13 protein-coding genes are annotated in these 15299 nt (G+C 72.7%); all 13 read left to right on the top strand.

Annotated elements, in window-relative coordinates:
* The first annotated feature begins 409 nt into the window (after positions 1 to 409).
* The 13 genes from AC07B0_RS36650 to AC07B0_RS36590 all read left to right on the top strand — a co-directional run bounded on the left by AC07B0_RS36650 (position 410) and on the right by AC07B0_RS36590 (position 15299).
* Positions 410 to 2200 (top strand): DUF5941 domain-containing protein, encoded by a 1791-nt coding sequence (locus AC07B0_RS36650; RefSeq protein WP_478900142.1) that lies wholly within the window; start codon positions 410 to 412, stop codon positions 2198 to 2200.
* On the top strand, positions 2197 to 2949 hold the full coding sequence (locus AC07B0_RS36645) for a phosphocholine cytidylyltransferase family protein (RefSeq protein ID WP_467293325.1): 753 nt from the start codon (positions 2197 to 2199) through the stop codon (positions 2947 to 2949). Before AC07B0_RS36650 ends, AC07B0_RS36645 begins: the two co-directional genes overlap by 4 nt.
* Positions 2937 to 3998, top strand: coding sequence for an iron-containing alcohol dehydrogenase family protein (locus AC07B0_RS36640; RefSeq protein ID WP_356877993.1), 1062 nt, complete (start codon positions 2937 to 2939; stop codon positions 3996 to 3998). Before AC07B0_RS36645 ends, AC07B0_RS36640 begins: the two co-directional genes overlap by 13 nt.
* On the top strand, positions 3976 to 4755 hold the full coding sequence (locus tag AC07B0_RS36635; protein WP_356877994.1) for a CDP-alcohol phosphatidyltransferase family protein: 780 nt from the start codon (positions 3976 to 3978) through the stop codon (positions 4753 to 4755). Before AC07B0_RS36640 ends, AC07B0_RS36635 begins: the two co-directional genes overlap by 23 nt.
* A 35-nt stretch (positions 4756 to 4790) precedes the next feature.
* Positions 4791 to 5645: a glycosyltransferase family 2 protein gene (locus tag AC07B0_RS36630; protein ID WP_469383792.1), complete on the top strand. Its 855-nt coding sequence runs from the start codon at positions 4791 to 4793 to the stop codon at positions 5643 to 5645.
* 95 nt (positions 5646 to 5740) lie between these two features.
* Positions 5741 to 6670, top strand: a complete 930-nt coding sequence (locus AC07B0_RS36625) for an ABC transporter permease (protein WP_356877996.1) — start codon at positions 5741 to 5743, stop codon at positions 6668 to 6670.
* Positions 6663 to 7445, top strand: a complete 783-nt coding sequence (locus tag AC07B0_RS36620) for an ABC transporter ATP-binding protein (RefSeq protein WP_356877997.1) — start codon at positions 6663 to 6665, stop codon at positions 7443 to 7445. The genes AC07B0_RS36625 and AC07B0_RS36620 overlap by 8 nt, the downstream gene beginning before the upstream one ends.
* A gap of 395 nt (positions 7446 to 7840) precedes the next feature.
* On the top strand, positions 7841 to 8773 hold the full coding sequence (gene hpnC, locus AC07B0_RS36615) for a squalene synthase HpnC (protein WP_478900141.1): 933 nt from the start codon (positions 7841 to 7843) through the stop codon (positions 8771 to 8773).
* Positions 8770 to 9741, top strand: a complete 972-nt coding sequence (gene hpnD, locus AC07B0_RS36610) for a presqualene diphosphate synthase HpnD (protein ID WP_478900112.1) — start codon at positions 8770 to 8772, stop codon at positions 9739 to 9741. Before hpnC ends, hpnD begins: the two co-directional genes overlap by 4 nt.
* A 109-nt stretch (positions 9742 to 9850) precedes the next feature.
* A complete protein-coding gene (hpnE, locus tag AC07B0_RS36605) occupies positions 9851 to 11266 on the top strand; it encodes a hydroxysqualene dehydroxylase HpnE (protein ID WP_478900110.1) in 1416 nt (471 codons plus the stop codon).
* Positions 11267 to 11334: 68 nt separating this feature from the next.
* Positions 11335 to 12435, top strand: a complete 1101-nt coding sequence (locus tag AC07B0_RS36600; protein WP_478863722.1) for a polyprenyl synthetase family protein — start codon at positions 11335 to 11337, stop codon at positions 12433 to 12435.
* A 126-nt stretch (positions 12436 to 12561) separates the two neighbouring features.
* Positions 12562 to 14634, top strand: a complete 2073-nt coding sequence (shc, locus tag AC07B0_RS36595; protein WP_356878001.1) for a squalene--hopene cyclase — start codon at positions 12562 to 12564, stop codon at positions 14632 to 14634.
* Complete coding sequence (locus tag AC07B0_RS36590; RefSeq protein WP_469383732.1) at positions 14634 to 15299, top strand: phosphorylase family protein; 666 nt, start codon at positions 14634 to 14636, stop codon at positions 15297 to 15299. Before shc ends, AC07B0_RS36590 begins: the two co-directional genes overlap by 1 nt.

Below are 15299 nucleotides of genomic sequence, written 5' to 3'. Positions count from 1 at the left end.
AAGACGGGGTCGTCGGCGCCGGAGGCGGAGCCGGAAGGAGTGGAGCCGGAGGGGGTGGTGCCGGTGTGGTCGGTCAACGTGAACCCTTGGAAAGGGGGCTCCGGCCGACGGGGTCGATCTCTGCTGGATTCAGACCCGGCCGGAGGCCCGGAAGGAAGTGGGGACGTACCGGAGTTCGCTGCTCATGGCCGCGACCACTACGACGGTCATCAACCCCACCTCTTTCTCGCTCGTGTGCCGTCCAGACGATGACGACGCGTTCACATGAATCGAACGCATCTGCGTCCACCGTAACATCCGGCCGTAAAAGGCTGATGAATGTCGGCTTCCATTCATCCGATAGCCTCTGCCGACGTGCCGCCGCCCCCCGTGGCGCCCGTCCCGCACGCCCTGCAAGGAGTGAGTTCGTCTGCCGACCGTCATCCTCACCGGCCCGCCGGTACCCGGATCACCGCTTGCGGACGAGCTCCTGTCCCTCGGGTTCGACGTCCGTCCGGTCCCCGGTCCCGAAGACACCGCCGCCGCCCTGGCCGACGTACCCGCCGACCAGCGGGTGGCCGTCGTCGACAGCGCCTTCGTCGGTCACGTCCACGCGCTGCGCCTCGCGCTGACCGACCCCCGCTTCGACGCCTGCGCCGTCACCGGGGCCCTCGCGGTGCGCGGCGGCGCCCACGCCGCCCGCGCCGCGCTCGACGAGGTCGCGGCCCTGGAGCCCGGGGCGCTCGGCACCGGCCCCTACCCGGACCGGCTGGCCGCCGCCGTCGAGGGCTCCGGCACCGCCGTCCAGCGGCCCGAGCTCGGCACCCTGGTCGCCGCCGTTCCCGTGGGGGAGGCGGAGCGCGAGAGCGCCGTAGCCGCCGTCGCCGCCGTCGACGACGAGGCCGTGCGGCTGCGGACCGCGGTCAAGTCCCGCGACGGCTTCTTCACCACCTTCTTCATCAGCCCGTACTCGCGCTACATCGCCCGCTGGTGCGCGCGCCGCGGCCTGACCCCGAACCAGGTCACCACCGCCTCGCTGATCACCGCGCTGATCGCGGCCGGCTGCGCCGCCACCGGCGACCGCTGGGGCTACGTCGCGGCGGGCGTACTGCTGCTGGTCTCCTTCGTCCTGGACTGCACGGACGGGCAGCTCGCCCGCTACTCGCTCCAGTACTCGACGATGGGCGCCTGGCTCGACGCGACGTTCGACCGCGCGAAGGAGTACTCCTTCTACGCGGGCCTCGCCCTCGGCGCGGCCCGCGACGGCGACGACGTCTGGGCCCTGGCGCTCGGCGCCATGATCCTCATGACCTGCCGGCACGTCGTCGACTTCTCCTTCAACGAGGCGAACCACGACGCGACCGCGAACACGAGCCCGACCGCCGCCCTGTCCGACCGGCTCGACAGCGTCGGCTGGACGGTCTGGGTCCGGCGGATGATCATCCTTCCGATCGGTGAGCGCTGGGCGATGATCGCGGTCCTGACCGCCCTCACCACCCCGCGGACCGTCTTCTACGCCCTGCTGATCGGCTGCGCCTTCGGGGCGCTCTACACCACCGCGGGCCGCGTCCTGCGCTCCCTGACCCGCAAGGCGACCCGTACCGACCGGGCGGCCCGCGCCCTCGCCGACCTCGCGGACTCCGGTGTCCTCGCCTGGACCGGTTACCCCGTGCCCGGCAAGCGGCCCGACCGCGCCGCGGTGTGGCTGGCGGCGGCCGGCGCCGTGCTGATGGCCGGCGGCGCCGCCACCCGCGACTTCGGCGACCCGTGGCTGATCGGCACGGCGGTGGCCTACGCCACGTTGTCGGCGGCGGCCCTCGCCCGCCCCCTGAAGGGCCCCCTCGACTGGCTGATCCCGCCGCTCTTCCGGTTCGCCGAGTACGTGACCGTCCTCGCGCTCGCCGCGAAGTCGGACGTGCCCGGAGCCCTTCCCGCCGCATTCGGACTGGTCGCGGCGGTCGCCTACCATCACTACGACACGGTCTACCGCATCCGCGGTGGCTCGGGCGCGCCCCCGCACTGGCTGGTGCGGACGACCGGCGGCCACGAGGGCCGGGTCCTGCTGACCGTGGTCCTGGCCACCGTCCTCGCCCGTGACGCGTTCCCCGTCGCGCTCACGGCCACGGCCGTGTTCGTGGCACTGGTGGTGCTCGTGGAGAGCATCCGCTTCTGGGTCTCCGCTGGAGCACCCGCCGTACATGACGAAGGAGAACCAGCATGATCGGCCTTGTACTCGCTGCCGGTGCCGGACGCCGCCTGCGTCCCTACACCGACACCCTGCCCAAGGCCCTCGTGCCCGTCGGCCCCGAGGGCCAGGAGGAGAGCCTCACGGTCCTCGACCTGACCCTGGGCAACTTCGCCGAGGTCGGCCTCACCGAGGTCGCGATCGTCGTCGGCTACCGCAAGGAGGCCGTGTACGAGCGCCGCGAGGCCCTGGAGGCCAAGTACGGCGTCAAGATCACGCTGATCGACAACGACAAGGCCGAGGAGTGGAACAACGCCTACTCCCTGTGGTGCGCGCGTGACGTCATCAAGCAGGGCGTGATCCTCGCCAACGGGGACACCGTCCACCCCGTCTCCGTCGAGAAGACGCTGCTCGCCGCCCGCGGCAAGGGCCAGAAGATCATCCTCGCCCTCGACACGGTCAAGCACCTGGCCGACGAGGAGATGAAGGTCATCACGGCCGACGGCCAGGGCGTGCGGAAGATCACCAAGCTGATGGACCCGGCCGACGCGACGGGCGAGTACATCGGCGTCACCCTCATCGAGCCCGAGGCCGCCGAGCAGCTCGCCGAGGCCCTCAAGACCACCTTCGAGCGCGACCCCGACCTGTACTACGAGGACGGCTACCAGCAGCTCGTGAACGACGGCTTCACCATCGACGTCGCCCCCATCGGTGACGTCAAGTGGGTCGAGATCGACAACCACGACGACCTCGCCAAGGGCCGGACGATCGCATGCCAGTACTGACGCGGCTGATCCCCTCGCCTGTTGTCGTCGACATCAGCCGAGGGGCGATGGACGACCTGGCCGGCCTCCTGGCCGACCAGCGCATCTCCGCGTCCGGCAAACTCGCCATCGCGATCAGCGGGGGCTCCGGTCAGGCGCTGCGCGCCAAGCTGGAACCCGTCCTGCCGCACGCCGACTGGTACCCGGTCGTCGACGGCACCATCGACTCCGCGGTCAAACTGGCCGACGACATAAAGGGCCGCCGCTACGACGCCGTCGTGGGCCTCGGCGGCGGCAAGATCATCGACGTGGCCAAGTACGCCGCGGCGCGGGTCGGCCTGCCCATGGTGGCCGTCGCCACCAACCTGTCGCACGACGGGATCTGCTCCCCGGTGTCCATCCTGGACAACGACAACGGGCGCGGCTCCTACGGGGTGCCCACCCCGATCGCGATGGTGATCGACCTCGACGTGATCAAGGACGCCCCGGTGCGGTTCATCCGCGCCGGCATCGGCGACGCGATCTCCAACATCTCGGCGATCGCCGACTGGGAGCTCTCGCACGCGATCACCGGCGAGGCCGTCGACGGCCTCGCGGCCGCGATGGCCCGCACCGCCGGCGAGTCCGTGCTCCGCCACCCCGGCGGATGCGGGGACGACGAGTTCCTCACCGTGCTCTCCGAGGCCCTCGTGCTCTCCGGCATCGCCATGTCGATCAGCGGCGACAGCCGGCCCTCCTCCGGCGCCTGCCACGAGATCAGCCACGCCTTCGACCTGCTCTACCCGGGCCGCTCCGCGCTCCACGGCGAGCAGGTCGGCATCGGCGCGGCCTTCGCGATGCACCTGCGGGGGGCCGCCGAGAAGGCCGGACTCTTCGTCCAGGTGCTGCGCGGCCACGGACTGCCCGTACTGCCCGAGGAGATCGGGTTCAGCGTGGACGAGTTCGTCGCGGCCGTCGAGTACGCCCCCCAGACCCGTCCGGGACGCTTCACGATCCTGGAACACCTCAACCTGTCCGCCGCCGAGATCAGGGACGCTTACGCCGACTATGCCAAGACCATCCGTAGCTGAACTCCGGCCCGTCGTCCACCCGGCGGGCGTGAAGGACCGGCGCAGCGGGGAGCACTGGGGCGGCCGCCTGTACATGCGCGAGATCTCCCTGCGCATCACCCGCGTGCTGGTCACCACCAAGGTCACCCCGAACCAGCTGACCTACGTGATGACCCTGGCCGGCGTCCTCGCCTGCCCGGCCCTGCTGGTGCCGGGCATCTGGGGCGCCGTCCTCGGCGTGGTCATGGTCCAGCTGTACCTGCTGCTCGACTGCGTCGACGGCGAGGTGGCCCGCTGGAAGCAGCAGTTCTCGCTCTCCGGCGTGTACCTGGACCGCGTCGGCGCCTACCTGTGCGACGCGGCGGTCCTGGTGGGCTTCGGCCTGCGCGCCGCCGACCTGTGGGGCACCGGCCGGACCGACTGGCTCTGGGCCTTCCTGGGCACCCTCGCGGCCCTCGGCGCGATCCTGATCAAGGCCGAGACCGACCTCGTCGGCGTCGCCCGCCACCAGGTGGGCAAGCCGCCCGTCAAGGAAGCGGCGTCCGAGCCCCGCTCCTCCGGCATGGCCCTGGCCCGCCGGGCGGCGGCCGCGCTGAAGTTCCACCGCCTGGTCCTGGGCATCGAGGCCTCCCTGCTCATCCTGGTGCTGGCCGTCCTCGACCAGGTCCGGGGCGACCTGTTCTTCTCCCGGCTCGGCGTCGCCGTCCTCGCCGGCATCGCCCTGCTCCAGACCGTGCTGCACCTGGTGTCCGTCCTCGCGTCGAGCAGGCTCCGGTGAGCGCCCCGCTGCGCGTCGGCGCGGTCGTCATCACCATGGGCAACCGCCCCGACGACCTCAAGGCCCTGATCGACTCGGTCGCCCGGCAGGACGGCGACCCGGTCGAGGTCGTCGTCGTCGGCCAGGGCGTGGAGCTCACCGCGGAGACGGGCGTCCCGGACGGCGTCCGCACCGTGGAGCTGCCCGAGAACCTGGGCATCCCCGGCGGCCGCAACGCCGGCATCGAGGCCTTCGGCCCCGGCGGCCGCGACGTCGACGTCCTGCTCTTCCTGGACGACGACGGCCTCCTGGAGCGCACCGACACCGCCGAGCTGTGCCGGCAGGCCTTCACCGAGGACCCGGCGCTCGGCATCGTCAGCTTCCGCATCGCCGATCCGCAGACCGGGGCGACCCAGCGCCGCCACGTGCCGCGGCTGCGCGCCTCGGACCCCATGCGTTCCTCCCGCGTCACCACCTTCCTGGGTGGCGCCAACGCCGTCCGCACGAAGGTGTTCGAGCAGGTCGGAACGCTGCCGGGCGAGTTCTTCTACGCCCACGAGGAGACCGACCTGGCCTGGCGGGCCCTCGACGCCGGGTGGCTGATCGACTACCGGGCGGACATGGTGCTGCTGCACCCGACCACCGCCCCGTCCCGGCACGCGGTCTACCACCGTATGGTGGCCCGTAACCGGGTGTGGCTCGCCCGCCGCAACCTGCCCGCCCCGCTGGTGCCGGTCTACCTGGGCGTCTGGCTCGCGCTGACGCTCGTGCGCAAGCCCTCGGCCCCGGCGCTCAAGGCCTGGTTCGGCGGCTTCAAGGAGGGCTGGACCACTCCCTGCGGTCCCAGACGTCCCATGAAGTGGCGTACGGTGTGGCGGCTGACCCGGCTGGGCCGACCGCCCGTCATCTGACCAGCCCGCGTCTGGGACCATGGGCCCGATCACGGGTCCGGCGCTCCAGGCCGGTGCCCCTTCTGCCGCATCTTGAAGACGGAAAGTTTCAACTTGTGAGTGACACAACCCACGACGGCGCCCTCGCCACGAGCAAGCCGCCGTCCGACGACGCGGGGCTGAGCCCCGCGGAGCTCGCCAGGAAGTACGGCCTGTCCGTGAGCGGCGCCCGGCCCAGCCTGGGCGGGTACGTGCGGCAGCTCTGGGGGCGGCGCCACTTCATCATGGCCTTCTCCCGGGCCAAGCTGGTCGCGCAGTACAGCCAGGCGAAGCTCGGCCAGCTCTGGCAGGTGGCGACCCCCCTGCTGAACGCCCTGGTCTACTACCTGATCTTCGGCCTGATCCTCGACGCCGGCCGCGGCATGGAGAAGGGGGTGTACATCCCCTTCCTGGTGATGGGCATCTTCGTCTTCACCTTCACCCAGAACTCGCTGATGGCGGGTGTCCGGGCGATCCCCACCAACCTGGGCCTGGTGCGCGCGCTGCACTTCCCGCGCGCCTCGCTGCCGATCTCCTTCTCGATGCAGCAGCTCCAACAGCTGATGTACTCGATGATCGTCGTGCTCGTGGTGGCCGTCGCCTTCGGGAACTACCCGCAGCTGTCCTGGCTGCTGGTCATCCCGACCCTGGCGCTGCAGTTCGTCTTCAACACCGGCCTCGCCCTGGTCTTCGCGCGGATGGGTTCCAAGACCCCCGACCTCGCGCAGCTGATGCCCTTCCTGACCCGCACGTGGATGTACGCCTCGGGCGTCATGTTCTCGATCAACGAGATGCTGAAGGACAAGCCGCAGTGGATCGCGGACGTGCTCCAGTGGAACCCCGCGGCGATCTACATGGACCTGGTGCGCTTCGCGCTGATCGACGACTACGGCCCCGAGAACCTGCCGCCGCACGTCTGGGCCTTCGCCGTCGGCTGGGCCGTCCTGATCGGCGTCGGCGGTTTCGTGTACTTCTGGAAGGCTGAGGAGCGTTACGGCCGTGGCTGATCTCACCAAGGGCAAGGTGCCCACCGTCATCGCGGACGAGGTCCACATCGTCTACCGCGTCAACACGGGCAGCTCCGGCAAGGGCAGCGCCACCGCGGCGCTCAGCAAGATACTCCGCCGCGGCAAGGGCGACGCCCCCGGCGTGCGCCGCGTCCACGCCGTGCGCGGCGTCTCCTTCACGGCGTACCGCGGCGAGGCCATCGGCGTCATCGGCTCCAACGGCTCCGGCAAGTCCACCCTGCTGCGCGCCATCGCGGGGCTGCTGCCCTGCGAGACCGGCAAGGTCTACACCGACGGCCAGCCCTCCCTGCTGGGCGTCAACGCCGCGCTGATGAACGACCTGACCGGCGAACGCAACGTCGTCCTCGGCGGACTCGCGATGGGCATGACCCGCGAGCAGATCAAGGAGCGCTACCAGGACATCGTCGACTTCTCGGGGATCAACGAGAAGGGGGACTTCATTTCCCTTCCGATGCGCACCTACTCCTCGGGAATGGCGGCGCGCCTGCGCTTCTCGATCGCGGCCGCCAAGGACCACGACGTACTGATGATCGACGAGGCGCTCGCCACCGGTGACCGGAAGTTCCAGGTCCGTTCCGAGGCGCGCATTCGCGAACTACGGGAGAAGGCCGGCACGGTCTTCCTCGTGAGCCACAACAACAACTCCATCCGCGACACCTGCAGCCGGGTGCTGTGGCTGGAGAAGGGCGAACTCCTGATGGACGGGCCCACCGAGGAAGTCGTCGCGGCGTACGAGAAGGCCACCAGTCACTGACCGGTGGATCCTCGCAGGCCAAGGGCCCCTGCCGCGTAGCGCGGCGGGGGCCTCGCCATGCCGGTGCGGCCACGGCGGGGCGGGCGCAGCGGCCGCGGCCCGGGTCATGGGGGCGGAAGGCGGCATTCGGGGGTCCGGTGAATACCCGATAGGCCCCCGCGACGTTGTACAGCGTAAGCTGGAGCAGTTCTCAATCGCGCCAAGAGGGGACGATTCCCCGCAGCCGAATCTCCCCGGTACCCCGGGTAAACTCCGGCGGCGTGTCCGAAATAGGATGACTTGGGTCGGCAGTGTAGAACGGGAGACGTGACGGCAATGGCTACGGGAATTCTCCGGCCCCCAGGCACAGTGGCCGTCCCCGCCCCGGGCGGCGGGCGGTGACCCCCGGGCACGGCATCCGGCCCGGCGCCGCAGGCGCCCCCGACGGGGCCCTCGACCTCCACGCCCGCGCCACCCTCGGCAAGGCCGCCGCGGAGAACTTCCCCGTCGCCCCCGTCTTCCTCCCCCGCGCCTGGCGCCACGGCCTGACCGCGGTCTACGGGTACGCCCGCCTCGTCGACGACATCGGCGACGGCGACCTCGCCCCCGGCGGCCGCGACGCGGTGCTCCTGGGCCTCGACCCGGCCGCCGCCGACGACCCGCCGGCCATGCTCGACGCCCTCGAAGCCGACCTGGGGCGCGTCTTCGGCGGCACCGACGGCCCCCCGCGCCACCCGCTGATGCTGGCCCTCCAGCCCGTCGTGCGCGCCCACGGCCTCACCCCCGAACCCTTCCTCGGGCTCATCGAGGCCAACCGCCAGGACCAGCGGGTCACGCGCTACGGCACGTACGGGGACCTCCTCGGCTACTGCGAGCTCTCCGCGAACCCCGTCGGCCGCCTCGTGCTCTCCCTCACCGGCACCAGCACCCCCGAGCGCGTCCGCCTCTCCGACGCGGTCTGCACCGGCCTCCAGATCGCCGAGCACCTCCAGGACGTCACCGAGGACCTCGGCCGCGACCGCGTCTACCTCCCCGCCGAGGACATGCGCCGCTTCCACGTCACCGAGGCCGACCTCAAGGCGCCGACCGCCGGTGCCTCCGTACGCGCCCTCATCGCATTCGAAACCGAACGCGCGCGCCGGCTCCTGGACGAGGGCACCCCGCTCGTGGGCAGCGTGCACGGCAGGCTCCGGCTGCTGCTCGCGGGCTTCGTGGGTGGAGGGCGCGCCGCCCTGAGAGCGGTCTCGGCCGCGGGCTTCGACGTACTTCCCGGACCGCCCAAGCCCACCCGGAGCGGCCTGCTCCGCGAGGTGGCCGCCGTCCTGCGCACAGCGCCGAGAAAGGGGTGAGCCCGAACGTGGAGGGCCCCACACACGCGTCCGCACCGTCCGCACCGGTCATCGCCGCCTACAGCTACTGCGAGGCCGTGACCGGTACGCAGGCACGCAACTTCGCGTACGGCATCCGGCTGCTGCCCACCGACAAGCGGCACGCGATGTCCGCGCTGTACGCGTTCTCCCGGCGCGTCGACGACATCGGCGACGGCACGCTCCCGGCCGAGGCGAAGCTCGTCCGGCTGGAGGAGACCCGCGCCCTCCTCGGACGCGTCCGCGCCGAAGAGGTCGACGAGGACGACACCGACCCGGTCGCCGTCGCCCTCGCGCACGCCGCGCGCCGCTTCCCCATCCCGCTCGGCGCACTTGACGAACTCATCGACGGGGTCCTGATGGACGTCCGCGGCCAGGAGTACGAGACCTGGGACGACCTCAAGGTCTACTGCCGCTGCGTGGCCGGGGCCATCGGCCGCCTCTCGCTCGGCGTGTTCGGCACCGCCGGCACCGCGGGCCTCGGCGCACACGACGCCGCACGCGCCGACGAGTACGCCGACACCCTCGGCCTCGCCCTGCAACTCACCAACATCCTGCGCGACGTTCGCGAGGACGCCGCCAACGGACGGACCTACCTGCCCGCCGAGGACCTCGCCAAGTTCGGCTGTTCCGAAGGCTTCCGCGGCGACCGGGCCCCCGCCGGCTCCGACTTCGCCGGGCTCGTCCACCACGAAGTCCGCCGCGCCCGGGCCCTGTTCGTCGAGGGCTACCGGCTGCTGCCCATGCTCGACCGGCGCAGCGGCGCCTGCGTGGCCGCCATGGCCGGGATCTACCGCCGCCTCCTCGACCGCATCGAACGCGAGCCCGAGGCCGTCCTGCGCGGCCGCGTCTCGCTGCCGACGCACGAGAAGGCGTACGTCGCCGTACGGGGCCTGTCGGGACTCGACGCGCGCACCATCTCGCGCCAGAGCACGCGGAGGCGGATCTGATGCACCGCACCACGGCCCCCGCCGAGCCCGCCGCCCGGGCAACCACCCGGGGCACCGCCGCGTCTTCCCCGTCGGGCTCCGCCGGACACGCCCCCGCGGGGGAGGGCTCATGAGCGGCAGCGACCAGCACGCCGACCAGCGCACCGACGACCGCGCCGACGACCGCGCCGTCGTCGTGGGCGGCGGACTCGCCGGAGTCACCGCCGCGCTCGAACTCGCCGACGCCGGACTGCGGGTCACCCTGCTGGAAGGACGCCCGCGGCTCGGCGGACTCGCCTTCTCCTTCAAACGCGGCGATCTCACCGTCGACAACGGCCAGCACGTCTACCTGCGCTGCTGCACCGCCTACCGCTGGTTCCTCGACCGCGTCGACGGCGCGGACCTCGCCCCGCTCCAGGACCGCCTCGACGTCCCCGTCCTCGACGTCGCCCACCCGCGCGGCCCCCGCCTCGGCCGGCTCCGCCGCAGCGCCCTGCCCGTGCCCCTGCACCTCGCCGGGTCGCTCGCCCGCTACCCGCACCTCTCCCTCGCCGAACGGGCCTCCGTCGGACGCGCCGCCCTCGCGCTGCGCCGCCTCGACCCCGCCGACCCGGCCCTCGACGGCCTCGACTTCGCCACCTGGCTCGGCCGCTACGGCCAGTCCCCGCGCACCATCGAGGCCCTGTGGGACCTCGTCGGCATCGCCACGCTCAACGCCACCGCCGAGCAGTCCTCCCTCGGCCTGGCCGCCATGGTCTTCAAGACCGGCCTGCTCTCCGAGAACGGCGCCGCCGACATCGGCTGGGCCAAGGTCCCGCTCGGCGACCTCCACGACACCCTCGCCCGCAAGGCGCTCGACGCGGCCGGAGTACGCACCGAACTGCGCACCCGCGTCACCGCCGTCTCCCGCACCGGGGAAGGCAACTGGCGGGTCGACACCGAGGCGGAGTCCCTCGGCGCCGGCACCGTCGTCCTCGCCGTCCCCCAGCGCGAGGCGCACGCCCTGCTGCCCGCCGGGGCCCTCGCGGACCCCGACAAGCTCCTCGACATCGGCACCGCCCCCATCCTCAACGTCCACGTCGTCTACGACCGCAAGGTGCTCAAGCGGCCCTTCTTCGCGGCCCTCGGCTCCCCCGTCCAGTGGGTCTTCGACCGCACCGACGCCTCCGGCCTCACCGACGGCGGCCAGTACCTCGCCCTGTCCCAGTCGGTCGCCCAGGACGACATCGACGAGCCCGTCACGGTCCTGCGCGCCAAGTACCTGCCCGAGCTGGAACGGCTGCTGCCCGCCGCGCGCGGCGCGAAGGTACGGGACTTCTTCGTCACCCGGGAACGGACCGCGACCTTCGCCCCCGCCCCCGGGGTCGGCCGGCTGCGCCCCGGACCGCGGACCGACACGCCGGGGCTGTACCTCGCCGGTGCATGGACCGCGACGGGCTGGCCCGCGACCATGGAGGGTGCCGTCCGCAGCGGCCTCGGCGCGGCACACACCGCGCTCGCAGCCCTCGGCCGCCCCCGCGAACACCCGCTGCAGGAGGCGGTATGACGACCGGCACCAGCACCACCGCCACAGGCACAGCACGCACAGCACGTACAGGAACCAGAGGAGAGCCAGTGAACCCGGGGAACCCGGCTGTCGAGAACACGGCTGCCAGTGTGGGCACGGCCGCAGCGAGCACGGAGAAGGCGGACACGCTCGCCCTCCTGGAACGCGGCCGCACGCTGTCGACTCCCGTGCTCCGCGCCGCCGTAGACCGGCTCGCGGCGCCCATGGACACCGTCGCCGCCTACCACTTCGGCTGGATCGACGCCGACGGCAACGCGGCGGACGGCGACGGCGGCAAGGCCGTCCGCCCCGCCCTCGCCCTGCTCTCCGCCGAAGCCGCGGGCGCCGCCGCCGAGGTCGGCATCCCCGGCGCCGTCGCCGTGGAGCTCGTCCACAACTTCTCCCTCCTGCACGACGACCTGATGGACGGCGACGAGCAGCGCCGCCACCGCGACACCGTGTGGAAGGTCCACGGCCCCGCCCTGGCCATCCTCGTCGGCGACGCCCTCTTCGCCCTCGCCAACGAGGTCCTGCTGGAACTGGGCACCGTCGAGGCGGGCCGGGCCGCCCGCCGCCTGACCACCGCCAGCCGCAAGCTCATCGACGGCCAGGCACAGGACATCTCCTACGAGCACCGCGAGCGCGTCAGCGTCGAGGAGTGCCTGGAGATGGAGGGCAACAAGACCGGCGCCCTCCTCGCCTGCGCGGTCTCCATCGGCGCCGTCCTCGGCGGCGCCGACGACCGCACCGCCGACAAGCTGGAGGAGTACGGCTACCACCTCGGCCTCGCCTTCCAGGCCGTCGACGACCTCCTCGGCATCTGGGGCGACCCGGAGGCGACCGGCAAGCAGACCTGGAGCGACCTGCGCCAGCGCAAGAAGTCCCTGCCCGTCGTCGCCGCCCTCGCCGCCGGCGGACCCGCCTGCGAGGAGCTCGGCCGGCTGCTCGCCGCCGACGCCAAGAGCAACGACTTCGAGAACTTCTCGGAGGAGGAGTTCGCGGCCCGCGCGGCGCTCATCGAAGCCGCCGGCGGGCGCCAGTGGACCGCCGACGAGGCACGCCGCCAGCACGCGGTCGCGATCCGCGCCCTGGACGACGTCGACATGCCGCAGCGGGTCCGCGACCAGCTCGTCGCCCTCGCCGACTTCGTCGTCGTGCGCAAGAGGTGATCGCCACCCGGCAGCGGATATGACGCCGGTCGCCGGCCGGCGCCGCCCCACGTGAGGCGCGCACCGGCCGACGGCAGACCCCAGCACAGCAGAGGACAGACTGCAGACTGCGACGGAGGGGAAGCCATGACTGCGACGACCGACGGCGGCGGTGCGATGGCCGGCGGCGCCGATCCGGAACACGACGGCGCGCCGGGCCCGGCCGGATCCGCGAAGACGGCGGGCCCGCCCGCCGGCCCCGGAGCCCCGCCGGGCCACGGCACGGCCGGACTGCTGCGCGGAATCCAGGACGCCACCGACCGGGCCACCCGCAACCTGCTGGAACGCCAGGACCCGGCGGGCTGGTGGAAGGGCGACCTGGAGACCAACGTCACCATGGACGCCGAGGACCTGCTCCTGCGGCAGTTCCTCGGCATCCGCGACGAGGCCACCACCCGCGCCGCCGCCCTGTTCATCCGCGGCGAGCAGCGGGACGACGGCACCTGGGCCACCTTCCACGGCGGCCCCCCGGACCTCTCCGCCACCATCGAGGCGTACGTCGCCCTGCGCCTCGCCGGAGACGCGCCCGACACCCCCCACATGAGCCGCGCCTCGGCGTGGATCCGCGCCCACGGGGGCATCGCCGCAGCCCGGGTCTTCACCCGGATCTGGCTGGCCCTCTTCGGCTGGTGGAAGTGGGAGAACCTGCCCGAACTCCCGCCCGAACTGCTCTTCCTGCCCTCCTGGGTACCGCTCAACATCTACGACTTCGGCTGCTGGGCCCGCCAGACCATCGTCCCGCTCACCGTGGTCTCCGCCCTGCGCCCCGTCCGGCCCGCCCCCTTCGCCCTGGACGAGCTGCACGCCGACGCCCGCAACCCCAGCCCCGCCGTCCGGCCGGCGCCGCTGACCAGCTGGGACGGCGCCTTCCAGCGCATGGACAAGGCCCTGCACGTCTACCGGCGGTTCGCCCCGAAGGCCCTGCGCAAGGCCGCGATGGCCAGCGCGGCCCGCTGGATCGTCGAGCGGCAGGAGAACGACGGCTGCTGGGGCGGGATCCAGCCGCCCGCCGTGTACTCCGTCATCGCCCTGCACCTGCTCGGCTACGACCTGGGCCACCCGGTGATGCGGGCCGGTCTGGAATCCCTCGACCGGTTCGCGGTGTGGCGCGAGGACGGCGCCCGCATGATCGAAGCCTGCCAGTCCCCGGTGTGGGACACCTGCCTGGCCGCCATCGCCCTCGCCGACGCCGGCGTCCGCCCCGACCACCCGGCCCTGGTCAAGGCCGCGGACTGGATGCTCGGCGAGGAGATCCGGCGCAGCGGCGACTGGGCCGTCCGCAGGCCCGGACTGGCCCCCGGCGGCTGGGCGTTCGAGTTCCACAACGACAACTACCCCGACATCGACGACACCGCCGAGGTGGTCCTGGCCCTGCGCCGGATCGCCCACCCCGACCCGGCGAGGGTCGAGGGCGCCATCGCCCGCGGCGTCTCGTGGAACCTCGGCATGCAGTCGCGCAACGGTGCCTGGGGCGCCTTCGACGCCGACAACACCAGCACCCTGCCCAACCGGCTGCCCTTCTGCGACTTCGGCGAGGTCATCGACCCGCCCTCCGCCGACGTCACCGCCCACGTGGTGGAGATGCTGGCGGTCGAGGGCCGGGCCGGCGACCCCCGGACCCGCCGCGGGATCGCCTGGCTGCTCGCCGAACAGGAGCCGGACGGCGGCTGGTTCGGCCGCTGGGGCACCAACTACGTGTACGGCACGGGCTCGGTCCTCCCGGCCCTGGCGGCCGCCGGGATCGCCCCGTCCCACCCCGCCGTCCGGCGGGCCGTGCGCTGGCTGGAATCCGTACAGAACGACGACGGCGGCTGGGGCGAGGACCAGCGCTCCTACCAGGACCGCTCCTGGGCCGGGCGGGGCGCCTCCACCCCCTCGCAGACCGCGTGGGCGCTGATGGCCCTGCTGTCGGCCGGGGAACGCGGCAGCAAGGCCGTCGAACGGGGCCTCGCACACCTGGTGGACACCCAGCGCGCCGACGGCACCTGGGACGAACCGCACTTCACCGGCACCGGCTTCCCCTGGGACTTCTCCATCAACTACCACCTGTACCGGCAGGTGTTCCCCCTCACCGCCCTCGGCCGCTACCTCTACGGTGAACCCTTCGGCCCCGCCGGACGCCACCCCACCGCGGCCGCCGCCCTCGCCGAGGACTCGTGATGGGCGCCCCCCGGGACCGGCCCCCGCCCGCACCGCTGCTGATCGCCTGCGCCCTGCGCATCGAGCGGGCGGCGCTGCGCGGCGCCGCCCGCGGCGCGGGCGACTGCGGCACGGTCCTGCGCACCGGCATGGGGCCGCGCGCCGCCGAACGCGCCGTCACCCGCGCGCTGGAGCGGCCGGGGATGGCGGGGGCCGCCGTCCTCGCGACCGGTTTCTGTGCCGGACTGGTCCCCGGCATGCACCCCGGCGACCTCGTCGTCGCCGACGAGACCCGGGACCCGCACGGGACCGTCCCGTGCACCGGTACCCGCCTGCTCGCCGAGGCGCTGGCGCTGGCCCTGCCTGGCCGGACCGTGCACACCGGCGCGCTGACCGGATCCGACCACGTCGTCCGCGGCCAGGAACGCGCGCAGCTGCGCGCCACCGGCGCCGTAGCGGTCGACATGGAGTCCGCGGCCACCCTGTGGGCCGCCACCCGGGCCCCAGGCGCCCCCTCCGGGGAGGTACGCCCCGTTGCGGCCGTCCGGGTGATCGTGGACGCTCCGGAGCACGAGCTCGTCCGCATCGGCACCGTCCGCGGTGGAATATCGGCCTTCCGCGTACTGCGTGCCCTACTGCCCGCGTTCCATGACTGGCACCGTTCTTCGCTGCTCCCCAGGAGGTGA

It is taken from the genome of Streptomyces sp. NPDC044704 (assembly GCF_056433525.1).
This window is presented reverse-complemented; position numbering and strand designations above follow the sequence as displayed.